Source organism: Chromobacterium sp. ASV23 (assembly GCF_016428945.1).
GTDB classification, from domain to species: Bacteria; Pseudomonadota; Gammaproteobacteria; order Burkholderiales; family Chromobacteriaceae; genus Chromobacterium; species Chromobacterium sinusclupearum.
Genome location: NZ_JAELTR010000085.1, coordinates 1 through 12391, shown reverse-complemented (window position 1 = coordinate 12391; position 12391 = coordinate 1). Strand labels below are relative to the sequence as shown.

Below are 12391 nucleotides of genomic sequence, written 5' to 3'. Positions count from 1 at the left end.
CTTTGGCCCTCGACCCAGCCGCCGTCGCGGTCCATTTTCTGGCGGAAGGTGACGATGCGGCCGGTGGCGTGCATGGTCTGGTTGCCTTGTTTGTCCTGGGTGACGGTCAGTTGGTCGGAATTCAGCCGCAGCGTGCCCTGGATCACCACCACATTGCCGTTGCAGATCGAGATGCCCTTGATCTGGTCCATGGTGCAGCCGTTGTCGCTGGTGATTTCGATCGGTTTGTCGCGGTCGGCCTGTTCGGCCTGGACCAAAGCGGAAGCGGCCAGCAACATGCCGGCCAGCAGGATTCGGGTCTTATTTGGCATAGATGATCTTGGTTGTGGACAGCAGATTGAGCAGACCCAGCGGCTCTTGGTAGGTGAAGCCGATGGAGTGGGCCACCGAGTTGCCCTGGGTGATCACGGACGGCGATTGGGAACTGGCGTAGCGCTTGCCGGTGTCCACGAACATCGAGCTGCTCTGCAGCCGGGTTTCCGGCTGCTTGCTGTCTGCGGGTTTGATCAAAAGGACTTTTTTGTCGAAGAAAGCCTGCTGGTTCTTGTTGTTGTAGCGGCCGGTCTCGCCGATCACATGGTACTGCAGCACGCCCGCATCGTATTGATACAGGTCCGGCTTCTCGAAAAATGCCTCAGGCTTGCCGGGGTACTGCCACATGCGGCTGGCGATCAGCTTGTCCAGCATTTTGCCGTGTTCGTCGTAGCGGGTGGCGATCAGATCCTCCGCCACATATTCCGGCTTGTCCGGGTCCAGCTCGCGATGACGGGTGTCCCAGCGCGAAACTTGGTCCAGCCACAGCGTCAGCATGGCGGTCAGGCCGATCAGCAGCACCGGGAACAAGCGGTGGGAACGCAACAGGCGCATCATGCCAGGTATTCCTCGACAATGGCGTCGAAGGTGCCTTGCGCCTGCATGATCAGCTCCACCAGCTCGCGCACCGCGCCATGGCCGCCGGGGTTGCCGGTGACGTAATGGCAGTGCTGGCGTACCTGCGGCGGCGCTTCCGGCACGGCCACCGCCAGCCCGACGCGAGTCAGGATGGGCAGGTCGATCAGGTCGTCGCCGATGAAGGCGCATTCCTCGGCGCGGAAGCCGGTTTTCCGCAGCAGGTCAGCCAGCGCGACTTTCTTGTCGTGCACGCCGCCGTAGTAGTGGTCGATCTTCAGCGCGCGGGCGCGGTGTTCCACGCAGCGGTCGGCGCGGCCGGAAATGATGGCCAGTTGCACGCCGGTGCGGCTGAGCAGGCGCAGGCCTAATCCATCCTGCACATAGAACGATTTGCTCTCTTCGCCCTGGGCGTTGTAATAGATGTGGCCGTCGGTCATGACGCCATCCACATCCATGATCAGCAGTTTCACCTTGCGGGCCTGCTCGGCAATCATACGCATACTTATGTCCTGTAAGCCGTCCGCCATGGGGCGAGCGGCGGAATCAGAATACTCCGGCGCGCAGCAGATCGTGCATGTGCAGCACGCCCGCCAGCTTGCCGGCATTATCGACCACGGCCAGGCTGGTGATCTGTTTTTCCTTCATCACGAAGCCGGCTTCGGCCGCCAGCTTGTCCTGATGAATGGTGCGCGGGTTGGCGCTCATCACTTCGTCTATTTTCAGACGGTAGACGTCGGCGGCTTTTTCCAGCGTGCGGCGCAGGTCGCCGTCGGTGTAGATGCCGAGCAGCGTGTTGTCCGCAGCGCAGATGGTGATCATGCCGAGGCGCTTCTGCGACATCTCCAACAGCGCGTCCTTCAACAGGGTGCCCGGCGCGACGCGCGGCAGATCATCGCCGCCGTGCATCAGGTCGCGCACATGCACCAGCAGGCGGCGGCCCAGGCTGCCGCCCGGATGGGACAGCGCGAAGTCGCTCTGGCCGAAACCGCGCACCTCCATCAGCGTCACCGCCAGCGCATCGCCCAGCGCCACCTGCACCGTGGTGCTGGTGGTGGGCGCCAGGTTCAGCGGGCAGGCTTCCCTTTCCACATGGGTATGCAGCAGGATGTCCGCGGCCTGGGACAGAGACGATTCGGCGCGTCCGGTGATGGCGATCAGCTTGCTGCCCTTCAGCTTGAGCGCCGGCAGCAGCGACACCACTTCGGCGGACTCGCCGGAATTGGACAGCGCGATGACCACATCGTCGCCGGTGATCATGCCCAGGTCGCCGTGGGCGGCTTCGGCGGGATGGACGAAGAAGGCCGGCGTGCCGGTGCTGGCCAGCGTGGCGGCGATCTTGCGCGCCACATGGCCGGACTTGCCCATGCCGGTGACGATCACGCGGCCTTTGCCGGCAAGAATGATTTCAACGGCGGCCAGAAAGTCGCCGTTCAGACGCTCGGCCAGCGTGTTCAGCGCCGCAGCCTCGGTTTGCAGGACTTCGCGCGCCATTTCCAGGCGGCGGGTGTCTTGTATTTTTTCCATAAGGCAAAAGTATATCAAAGGTTATAATCGATTGACGCGCGCGCTGGTGCAACTTTTGCTTGGGCGCGTCGTTTTTCGTCGCTTCCTTCCCCTGCCACCACCCCCGGAGACCCCGCCGCCGATGCATTCCATGGCCCCCATCGTTCTTGTTTTGTTGGCCGCCGTGTTGGTGGTGACCTTGTGCCGCAGCCTGAGGGTGCCGGCGATGCTCGGCTATCTGGTGGTGGGCTTTCTCGCCGGTCCCGGCGTGATGAAACTGATTCCCGAGGGCGAGGAAACCGCCTTTCTCGGCGAGATCGGCATCGTCTTCATGATGTTCACGATAGGCCTGGAGTTTTCGCTACCCAAGTTGAAGGCGATGCGTCAGCTGGTATTCGGCGTCGGCCTGGCCCAGGTGGCCGTCACCATGCTGCTGGTGGCGCTGGCGATAGGCTGGATCACCGGCAGCCCCTTGATCGGCTTGGCGACGGGCGGCGCCTTGGCGATGTCGTCCACCGCCATCGTCAGCAAGCTGCTGGCCGAAAGACTGGAATTGAACCAGCCGCATGGCCAGCTGGCGATAGGGGTGCTCCTGTTTCAGGATATCGCAGTGGTGCCGCTGCTGATCCTGCTGCCGGCCTTCGCCGGCGGCAGCGACACGATGTGGCTGGACCTGGCCAAGGCCGGCGGCAAGATCGTGGTGGTGCTGGCGCTGTTGCTGTTTTTCGGCCAGCGGCTGGTGCGGCCGTGGTTTCATCTGGTGGCGCGGCAGCGTTCCGGCGAGCTGTTCATGATCAATGTGCTGCTGGTGACGCTGGGCGTGGCGTGGCTGACCGAGCTGTCCGGCCTCAGCCTGGCGCTGGGCGCTTTTGTGGCCGGCATGCTGATTTCGGAAACGGAATACCGCTACCAGGTGGAAGAGGATATCAAGCCGTTCCGCGACATCCTGCTTGGCTTCTTCTTCATCACCGTGGGCATGCGGCTGGAACTGCCCATTCTGTTCGATCACCTGGGCGTGGTGCTGCTATTGCTGGTGCTGCTGCTGCCGTTGAAGATCGCCGTGGTGTTCGGCCTTGGGCGTTTGTTCGGCCACCGCTCCAACGATGCGATGCGCGCCGCGCTGGCCTTGGCGCAGGGCGGCGAATTCGGTTTCGTGCTGCTGGCCTTGGCCATGAACTTGAAGCTGGTGCCGATTCCGGCGGCCCAGGCGGCGATCGCGGCCATCCTGATCTCCATGCTGATTGCGCCCTTCCTCATCATGCATGGCGAACGCATCACCCGCCGCCTGATCAAGCAGGACTGGATGCTGCAGTCGCTGGACCTGCATCAGATGCTTGTGGCCAGCATGAGCAAGAACGAGCACGTGCTGATCTGCGGCTACGGACGCAGCGGCCAGGCGCTGGCCCGGTTGCTGGAGGCCGAGAACATCAATATGTTCGCGCTGGACATGGACCCGGAGCGGGTGCGCGAAGCCGGCGAGGCGGGCGACCAAGTAGTCTTTGGCGATGCCGGCAAGAAAGAGGTGTTGATCGCCGCCGGCCTGATGCGGGCCAAGGTGGTGGTGGTGACGTTTGCCGATACCCACGCCGCCTTGCGCATTCTGCACGCGGTGCGCGAGGTGCGGCCGGAGTTGCCGGTCATTGTGCGCACCGTGGATGACAGCGAAATGGATGTGCTGCGCCAGGCTGGCGCGGACGAGGTGGTGGCCGAGGTGATGGAGGGCAGTCTGATGCTCGCTTCGCAGGCTCTGCTGGAAGCCGGCGTGCCGCCCAGCCGTGTGTTGCGGCGCATCCGCGCGGTGCGCGAGGAACGCTATGATCTGTTCCGCGGCTTCTTCCGCGGCGCCAGCGACGAGGTGGAGAGCCTGGAGGAGGCGATGGTGCCGCGCTTACTCAGCGTGCAAGTGTGCGGCGGCGCTTTCGCCATCGGCCAGCCGCTGGGCGCGCTGCGGCTGGAGGATGCCGGGGTCGAGGTGAAGGCGGTGCGGCGCCAGCGGACGCGGCGCACCGATTTCGATGACAGCTTTGAACTGCAGGCCGACGATATCCTGGTTTTGCTGGGCACGCCTGAGCAACTGGCGTTGGCGGAGTCGCGGATTCTGCAGGGCGAGTGAGTCGCTGCCGCGTGCGGCATCCATTCAACAAAAAAAGCCCCGTATGTTACGGGGCTTTGTCTTGCGCGCAGGCTGCGCTGTTTACGGCAGAATGGTGGTGATCTGCTTCTGCAGTTGCTGCTTCAGCGCCTGCTGCTTTTCGCCTTCCGTCTTCTTGCCCTTGACCAGAGCGTTGAAGTCCAGCGCGTAGACTGGCGCGTTGATCGGTCCGGTGATCTTCAAGGGCACGTTGACGCCCTTCAGCCGGGCGAACTCCATCGGATTAGCCTGCACATCCATCGCGTAGTCGACAATGTTTTGTTTCAAGTCGATCTTGCCGCCGCCATTGACGTTGACCAGCTGCGAGGCGAGTTTCAGGTCCTGGCTGCGCGCCACGCCCTTGTCCAGCTTGAAGCTGGTGGACAGGGTGGAGAAGGTGGTCTTCTGGTCGTTCTGCGCCGCGCTGTTCCATTCCTTTAACTCCGCCGGCAGATTCTTCAATGCCGCCACCAGGTCGATGCCGGTCAGCGCGCCGTTGTTCAGGCTGAAGGCGGCGTCGCCGCTGAGGGTGTTGCGCAGCTCGGCGAAGGATTTGCCGTCGGCGCTGATGTCGATCTGGCCATTGCCCTTGCCGTCCAGCCGGCCAAAGTTGAACAAGTCCACCAGCAGCGGGCGGATCTTCATGCCCTGCAGCGTTTGCTTCACCGCCAGATGCGGCACGTCGCGCCGGCTCAGCGAGGCATCGCCCTGCAGCCGGCCGTCGTAGATGTCGGCCGACATCTGGTCCAGTTCGAAGGCGCGCGGATTGATGCGCACATTGCTGCTGATGTGGTTGATGCGGAAGCGGCCCATTTCCAGCTCGCCGATGGCGATCTTGCCGTTCAGGTCGAAGAAATCCAGCCAGTCCAGCGGGATCTCGTTGGTGTTCTGGAAGATGGCCACCGGATCGCCCTGGGTTTCCGGCAGGTAGCGGTTCAGGTCCAGCTTGCCGATGGACAGCATGGCCTCGTGCCGCGGCCGGATCAGGCCGTACTGGCTGAGCGTGGCGGACACATCGGAGCCGTCCAGCTTGCCGCCGACCCGCAGGTTGAAGCGCGGTTCGTCGATATCGCCGTCCAGCATGCCGTCCATGCTGGCCACCAGTTGGCCGCGCGGCAGGGCCGGCGTGGTGATGGTGCTGGTCAGCTTCAGGGGCTGCATGCGCAGCTGGCTCAGCCCGGCCAGCGACAGCGGCGCGTTCAGTTTGACGTTGACCTTGGTGGAGCCGGCCAGCCAATTGAACTCGCCGTTCAGCTTGTCGGCGTACAGCCCGCCTTCGCTCAGCTTCAGATTGTCCAGCGCAGCTTGCAGCTGGTATTCGCTGCGGGCGTAGCTCAGTTTGGCGCTGAGGCTGCCGGATGGCATGGTCAGCTCATGCAGGCTGGCGTTGACCTGCGGCAGCGTCAGCTTGACTTCGCTGGTCGGGCGGTCGCTGTTGAAGCTGACCGTGACGTCGTTGCCGGTGGCCTGCAGCGAGGCGAAATTGAATTTGTAAGAGCCGGCGATGCCGAGTTTGGTTTCGCCCAGCCCCTGGATGTTGCTGATGGCCACGGCGTCCAGTTCCGGCAGGCTGACTTGGTCGTCTTGGATGGTCAGCGGGGTGTTCAGCGCCAGCCGCACCGGGCGCTTGTCGTCATCCAGCACGGCGCCGGCGCTAACCTTCGCGGTGCTGCGCAGGCCATCGGCATCCAGGCTGATGCTGGAGAAGCGCTTGTCGGTATGCGTCATCTGGTCGGACAGCAACAGCGTGCCTTCGCGGATGTGCAATTGGTCCAGTTTGAAGCTGTAGCCGTTCTGGTTATGGCGCTGAAACAGGTCGGCGATGTTCAACTGCCCATCCAGGCCTCGGCTGATGCTGGCGCTGGGGCCGTACAACTCGACTCCCTTGATTTCGCGGTTGCCCAGCAACAGCGGCATCCAGGCCAGCGACACGCGCAGCATTTCCACGCGGGCTAAGACGTCGGGCTTGCCGGCTTCGCTGATGCTGACGCGCTCGATATCGAGTCCGGGGGAGGGAAACACATTCGGGGTGATGCGGCCTTCAATGCGCACGGTGCGGCCGCTGTCTTGCAGCGCGTGGGTCAGGTTGCCGCGCACCGCGGCTTCGTCGAACTGCCAGTAGATCAGGGCGCGGATCAGCACCAGCGCGGACACCACGGCCAGCAGACAGTAGGTCGAGATTCTTAGCCACAGCCGGCCTGAGTTCCATTTCATCTGATTTCGCTCGGATAGGCTATGCATGCGGGATTGGTCTTGAGGAATGGGAGGGCGCTGGAGCGGGTGAAGGGAATCGAACCCTCGTCGTAAGCTTGGGAAGCTTCTGCTCTACCATTGAGCTACACCCGCGCGCTTCGCTAGAGCACCCGAATTTAGCGGGTTTCAGTGGGGTTGGCAAGGTTTTGCGGCGCAGCAAAGCGCTTCGTGGACGCGGTTTTTGCCCAGGTCTGCGCTTGCTGGATTCTAAGCGATTGATCTGTAAGATTAACTTGCTTGTTTATGCGGGGTGGCTGCGTCCTTGGCGCATCCGCTGCCAGCGTTGCCGCGGGATGTCGACGCGGCGGGCGCGGCGCGGCCTGCGATAAACCGCTGCGCTGGGCTAGTTCGGCCGGGTCGTCGCATGATTTTTTTGAATGATAAAGAATGGGCGGAAATGACGTTAACATTTAAGCGTTGACTTACCAATCATGACCTGAATGTGATGGATTGTTGTCATAACGCTGTCATCGTGGTTTGAAAAAATAGCCCAGACCATTATTACAAAACAGACTTTTTAAACATTGACAATCTTTTGCGTTGGGCAGGCCATGAATATACGTAATAGGATTCTCTTGCTGGTATCGGTCAGCTTCTTGTCCATCCTCGCCGTCGGCGGCTATGCGGTATGGAAATCGCATGCCAATGCCGCGGCCGTCAAATCGGTGACCGAGGGAGAGGTGCCCAGCGCGCTGGCTTCGGCCGACCTGCTCTCGTCGCTGAAGGATGTGCAGCTGGGCATGATGACTTTCCTGCAAGCTTCCGACGCCAATCTGCAGTCCCAAGCCAAGGAGCAGCTGGCCGCCAGCGAGAAGGCGCTGCAGTCGCAGCTGGCGTTGCAGAAGAGCATGGCCAGCAGCCCCACCCAGCGCGGTTTGGCGGATCAGGCTCAGGAGGTGTACGACAACTACGTCGGCGCCATCAACGATACCATCAAGTTCAAGCAGGGCGGGCAGAGCGACCTGGCCGACGCCACCTACGCCGGCGGCGTGCTGCAATTTCATGACAACCTGCAGCAGATCGTCACCACGCTGCGGGTGGAGAAAACCCGCAACAAGGACGAGGCGATCCTGACGCTGAACCGCAACCTGTCCGGCGCCGCGATGACGCTGACGCTGGTGACGGTGGCGACGCTGCTGGCGCTGGGTGTGCTCGGCTGGCTGCTGTACCGCCAGATCGTGCTGCCGATCCGCAACATGCAGGACACCATGAGCGAGATCGCCGACAGCCAGGACTTTTCGCGCCGGGTGCCGGTGGAGCGCGAGGACGAGATCGGCAAGTCCATCGTCGCCTTCAACAGCATGGTGGCGCGCATCGAGGAGAGCAGCGCCCTGGTGCGGCAGAAGAGCAACGACATCCAGGCCATGCTGCAGAACATCCCGCAAGGCATTCTCACCATCGTCGACGGCATGGCGGTGCATCACGAGTACTCCGCCCATCTGGAATCCATCCTGGGACACGGCGACATCGCCGGCCGCAACATCATGGATGTGCTGTTCGCCGACGGCAAGCTGGGCGCCGACGCGCTGTCGCAGGTGGAGGCCGCCATCGCCTCCTGCCTGGGCGAGGACAGCATGAATTTCGAATTCAACCGCCACTTGCTGGTGGGCGAGCTGGAACGCCAGGGCAAGGTGCTGGATCTGAGCTGGTCGGTGATCGTGGATGAGCAGGACCGCGTGGAGCGGCTGATGCTGTGCGTGCGCGACGTGACGGAACTGAAGGCCCTGGCCGCCGAGGCCAACGAGCAGAAGCGCGAGCTGGCCATCATCGGCGAGATCCTGGCGGTGAGCCAGGACAAGTTCCACGACTTCATTGCCGGCGCTGTGCGCTTCATCGGCGAGTCCGAGCAGTTGATCCGCCAGTATCCCAACGGCGACCGCGAGGCCATCAATCAGCTGTTCCGCAATCTGCACACCATCAAGGGCAATGCCCGCACCTACGGCTTGTCGCAACTGACCGACATCGTGCACCAGGCTGAGCAGAGCTACGAGCTTTTGCGTCAGCCCAAGCCGGAAATCGTCTGGGACCAGACCCAGCTGCTGCGCGAGCTGGAGGCGGTGCGCGACAGCGTAGAGCACTACGCCCGCGTCAACGAGGTGAGCCTGGGCCGCAAGGGGCCGGGCCGCGTGGGCGGCGCCGATTTCCTGCTGGTGGACCGCGACCAGGTGCGCGAGATGCTGCAGCGCCTGGAAACCGTCAACACCGGCAATCTGCACGAGCTGATTTCCGTCCACAACAGCGTGCGCCATGTGCTGAGCCGCATGGGCACGGAGCCGGTAACGGAAATCCTGGCCGGCGTGCTGGATTCGCTGCCCTCGCTGGCGTATGAGCTGGGCAAGGACGTGCCGCAGGTGCGGGTGCGCGACAACGGCTATGTGCTGCGCAACCAGGCCTCCGCCACCCTGAAGAATGTGTTCATGCACTTGATGCGCAACGCGCTGGATCACGGCCTGGAAGCCCCGGACGAGCGCGTGGCGCTGGGCAAGAGCCCCCAGGGCGCCATCGTGCTCGACTTGCGTGTGGCCGACGGCCGCCTGGAGCTGGCGCTGGCGGACGACGGACGCGGCCTGGCGCTGGGGCGCATCCGCGAACGCGCGCTGCAGCAGGGGCTGATCGCCGCCGACGCCGAGCTCAGCGACGAAGAGACCGCCCAACTGATCTTCCGCCCCGGCTTCTCCACCGCGGCCAAGCTGACTGCCGTGTCCGGCCGCGGCGTGGGCATGGACGCCGTGCAGTCCTTCATCAAGCGCGAGCAGGGCAGAATAGAGCTGCGTTTCCTCGACAACGAGCGCGGCATGGACTTCCGCCGCTTCGAGACGGTGGTGGTGTTGCCGGACAGCCTGGCGGTGGCGGTGGAGCCGCGCGCGGCCATCAGCGATGTGGCGCACGTTGCCGCTGAAAACGCCCTGAATCCGGTGTGAGCGCAGCGATGACCGATACCCTGCAAACCTGCCTGCACACCAAGATGCTGGTGCTGGACGACGGCCAGACCTATTCCGGCAGCCTGAGGCACTTCTGCCGCGACAATGAACTGATCTGCATCCGGCCGCAAAAAGCCGGCGCGGACAACGTGATGGCCATCTTGCGCTCCAATGTGGACTTGGGCGGCATCATGCTGTTCGAACACTACGGCGGCCGCAAGGCCGGGCTGGAGCTGGCGCGGCAGATCCACGCCGCGCGGCCGGAACTGCCGATTTTCCTGCGCCGCGAGCAGACGCCCAGCCTGGCCGGCCTGTCCGAACGCGACGCGCTGCGTTTTTGCTGCGGCTATACCCTGAACGATCTGCATATTCTCAGCGACGCGCTGGCTTCGTCCATCTTCAGCCGCATCTATCCCAACCCGCTGGTGCGCGGCATCACCGAGATGAGCCGCGACGCGCTGGCGCTGCTGTTTCCGCGCTGCGAAGTGACGGTGCAGGCGCCGTTCCTAGCGGTGAAGGACCGCCTGGTTTACGGCGAGATGTTCACGCTGATCGCCATCGAAAGCAGCTGGTGCCGCGGCTACATGATGCTGCAGGCGGAGGAGTCGCCGCTGATGGCGCTGCTGGAGCCAGAGGGTGATGCCGATCCCGATTTCCGCCAGCTCAACGCCGCATTGGGCGAGGCCACCAATCTGATCTGGGGCTCGTTCAAGAACCGTTACGCAGGCAATGGCGCGCAGCATCCGGCGCTGCTGACCCAGGTGCCCATCATCGTCAACCACCAGCGGCGTTATATCTCCTTCGGCTCGGAAGATCCGCAGCTGTGCATCAAGTACCAGCTGCGCGACCGCGACGCCGCTGACGGGCATGAGGTCACGCTGGTGCAACGCTTCGTATTCAACCTGTGCTGGTCTCCGGACGAGTTTCAGGAAACGCCTAGTGTCGAATCGCTGGTGGAATCCGGCGAGCTCGAACTGTTTTGAAACCCAATGATAAAGAGGAAGTGAAATGGCTCAAGTTCTGATGGTGGATGACTCCAGCACCGTGCGCAATGAAGTTGCGGATTTCCTGAAGGCCAACGGCATCGCCGTGGTGACCGCGGTGGACGGCAAGGACGGTCTGGACAAGTTGCGCGCCAATCCCGGCATCAAGCTGGTGGTCAGTGACGTCAACATGCCCAATATGGACGGCCTGACCATGGCCGAGAAAATCCGCAGCGAGCTGAAAAACGCCGCGGTCAACGTGATCATGCTCACCACCGAGAACAGCCCGGCGATGAAGGAGCGCGGCAAGGCGGCCGGCGTCAAGGGCTGGATCGTCAAGCCGTTCAACGGCGCGGCCGTGTTGCCTACCTTCAAGAAGCTGGTGACCGGCTGAGCCACGCCGCCGCGCGAACGCGGTACGGAAAGAACGAGATGGACGCAGTAAGCATGATCGCCTTTGTCTGCGCCGGCCTGTGCCTGGCGCTATTGGTCGTGGTTGGCGCGCTGGCTTGGCGCGCCGCCGGACGCCATCGCTTGCAACTGAGCGAGCGCGATGCCCGCATCGCCGAACTGGAGCGGTTGGAGCCTCCGGAGCGGGTGGCGGAGCGTTACCAGCAGCAGCTGGAGGCGGCCGAGGCCGCGCATGGCCGCAAGCTGGATGAGATGAAGGCGCAGTTGGCGCAACTGGAAGCGGAGGCGCAGCACCTGGCGGAAGCCGCGCGCGAATCGGCGCGGCGCGAATCCCGCGACGAGGCCTTGCAGGCGCTGCAAAGCGTGCGCGCCGAAATGCGCCAGGAGCAGGCGACGCTGGCCGGCGACGTGGAGCTGCTGCTGGGGCTGGTGCAGACCATAGAGCGCTGGCACGAGGAAATGCAGGCCATTCTGGTCAATAACCGCCGCCTGAAAGAACAGAACGAAGACTTCTCCACCATCGTCAAAAACGTGGTGATGCTGGCGCTGAACGCCTCCATCGAGGCCGCGCGCGCCGGCGAATACGGCCGCGGCTTCTCGGTGGTGGCCGACGGCGTGCGCCAGTTGGCGAGCAACGCCGCCGACCTGTCAGGCGAATACAAGAAGAATCTGGAGCGCAACGACCTGGTGACCACCACCACCTTCCAGGATCTGCAGGCCTGCGGCAATATGATCCGCACCGCGGTGTTCGGCCTCAAGGCCTCCAGCGAGCGCATCCTGGCCAAGCTGGAAAGCGGGGAGACGGTATGATCAGCCCGGTTGCGGTGGAGTCGCTGGAAAAGATTTGCGAGCAGGCGCTGCGCGAGGGCTGCGGCGTCGGCGAGGACGGCCCTTGCGTGGTGTCGCCGCTGGGCGAGCAGCTGCCTCGATTGGATGTCGTCGGCGACGAACTGATGCTGCTGAATATCTCCTCCTACCATTTCCGTTTCGCCATGCTGTTCCAGTTTGCCGACGATGCCGCGATGAAGGACAGGCTGGCGCGCTGGGTGCGCAGTAGTTCGCCGCTGACGGCGGCCGCGCTGCGCGACGCGCACGGCGAGCTGGCCAATATGATTTGCGGCGCGGTCAACCGTGCGCTGTGCGCCGTCTTCCGCCATGTCGGCATGTCCACGCCGCTAGGGGTGGGCGCCAGCAGCCTGCAGCATCTGGAATTGCTGAACAGCGCCTTGCGCCGCAGCTGGCGGGTGGACATGGGCGGCGGCGCGCATTTTTGGCTGACCACCTGCCTGACCCTGTCG

The 12391-nt window shown here is 63.4% G+C and carries 11 protein-coding genes and 1 tRNA gene; 6 read left to right on the top strand and 6 right to left on the bottom strand.

The window, feature by feature from the left end; genetic code table 11:
• From lptA to JHD59_RS20585, 4 genes are all read right to left on the bottom strand, one after another.
• Nucleotides 1-311 (bottom strand): lipopolysaccharide transport periplasmic protein LptA (gene lptA / locus JHD59_RS20600; RefSeq protein ID WP_199155616.1); only part of this gene is annotated, 311 nt, incomplete at its 3' end.
• A complete protein-coding gene (lptC, locus tag JHD59_RS20595) occupies nt 301-870 on the bottom strand; it encodes an LPS export ABC transporter periplasmic protein LptC (RefSeq protein WP_199155615.1) in 570 nt (189 codons plus the stop codon). The genes lptC and lptA, both read right to left, overlap by 11 nt.
• A complete protein-coding gene (locus JHD59_RS20590) occupies nt 867-1391 on the bottom strand; it encodes an HAD family hydrolase (protein WP_199155613.1) in 525 nt (174 codons plus the stop codon). The genes lptC and JHD59_RS20590 overlap by 4 nt, the downstream gene beginning before the upstream one ends.
• Nucleotides 1392-1434: 43 nt before the next feature.
• Nucleotides 1435-2415, bottom strand: coding sequence for an SIS domain-containing protein (locus JHD59_RS20585; protein WP_103318620.1), 981 nt, complete (start codon nt 2413-2415; stop codon nt 1435-1437).
• A 121-nt stretch (nt 2416-2536) separates the two neighbouring features.
• Here JHD59_RS20585 and JHD59_RS20580 point away from each other — a divergent pair, with 121 nt between their 5' ends.
• Entirely contained in the window at nt 2537-4507 is a 1971-nt protein-coding gene (locus JHD59_RS20580; RefSeq protein WP_199155612.1) for a cation:proton antiporter, read from the top strand.
• A gap of 81 nt (nt 4508-4588) precedes the next feature.
• Here JHD59_RS20580 and JHD59_RS20575 read toward each other — a convergent pair whose 3' ends face one another.
• Entirely contained in the window at nt 4589-6739 is a 2151-nt protein-coding gene (locus JHD59_RS20575; protein ID WP_199155610.1) for an AsmA family protein, read from the bottom strand.
• Between the two features lie 58 nt (nt 6740-6797).
• Nucleotides 6798-6871 (bottom strand) — tRNA-Gly (locus tag JHD59_RS20570).
• A gap of 458 nt (nt 6872-7329) precedes the next feature.
• Here JHD59_RS20570 and JHD59_RS20565 point away from each other — a divergent pair.
• The 5 genes from JHD59_RS20565 to JHD59_RS20545 form a co-directional block, all read left to right on the top strand.
• Entirely contained in the window at nt 7330-9699 is a 2370-nt protein-coding gene (locus JHD59_RS20565) for an Hpt domain-containing protein (RefSeq protein WP_199155608.1), read from the top strand.
• An 8-nt stretch (nt 9700-9707) separates the two neighbouring features.
• Entirely contained in the window at nt 9708-10682 is a 975-nt protein-coding gene (locus JHD59_RS20560; RefSeq protein ID WP_199155607.1) for a chemotaxis protein CheX, read from the top strand.
• A gap of 25 nt (nt 10683-10707) precedes the next feature.
• Complete coding sequence (locus tag JHD59_RS20555; protein WP_103318609.1) at nt 10708-11076, top strand: response regulator; 369 nt, start codon at nt 10708-10710, stop codon at nt 11074-11076.
• Between the two features lie 38 nt (nt 11077-11114).
• The gene (locus JHD59_RS22915; protein ID WP_233164431.1) at nt 11115-11903 is read left to right on the top strand and encodes a methyl-accepting chemotaxis protein; all 789 of its coding nucleotides are present in this window, start codon (nt 11115-11117) and stop codon (nt 11901-11903) included.
• Nucleotides 11900-12391: hypothetical protein (locus JHD59_RS20545; RefSeq protein WP_199155606.1), on the top strand; the 492-nt coding region annotated here is incomplete at its 3' end. The genes JHD59_RS22915 and JHD59_RS20545, both read left to right, overlap by 4 nt.

Excerpts from the sequence above, each read along its gene's own strand:
- lptC (WP_199155615.1), bottom strand. The coding sequence starts at position 870 with ATGATGCGCCTGTTGCGTTCCCACCGCTTGTTCCCGGTGCTGCTGATC.
- JHD59_RS20590 (WP_199155613.1), bottom strand. The coding sequence starts at position 1,391 with ATGCGTATGATTGCCGAGCAGGCCCGCAAGGTGAAACTGCTGATCATG.
- JHD59_RS20585 (WP_103318620.1), bottom strand. The coding sequence starts at position 2,415 with ATGGAAAAAATACAAGACACCCGCCGCCTGGAAATGGCGCGCGAAGTC.
- JHD59_RS20580 (WP_199155612.1), top strand. The coding sequence starts at position 2,537 with ATGCATTCCATGGCCCCCATCGTTCTTGTTTTGTTGGCCGCCGTGTTG.
- JHD59_RS20575 (WP_199155610.1), bottom strand. The coding sequence starts at position 6,739 with ATGAAATGGAACTCAGGCCGGCTGTGGCTAAGAATCTCGACCTACTGT.
- JHD59_RS20565 (WP_199155608.1), top strand. The coding sequence starts at position 7,330 with ATGAATATACGTAATAGGATTCTCTTGCTGGTATCGGTCAGCTTCTTG.
- JHD59_RS20560 (WP_199155607.1), top strand. The coding sequence starts at position 9,708 with ATGACCGATACCCTGCAAACCTGCCTGCACACCAAGATGCTGGTGCTG.
- JHD59_RS20555 (WP_103318609.1), top strand. The coding sequence starts at position 10,708 with ATGGCTCAAGTTCTGATGGTGGATGACTCCAGCACCGTGCGCAATGAA.
- JHD59_RS22915 (WP_233164431.1), top strand. The coding sequence starts at position 11,115 with ATGGACGCAGTAAGCATGATCGCCTTTGTCTGCGCCGGCCTGTGCCTG.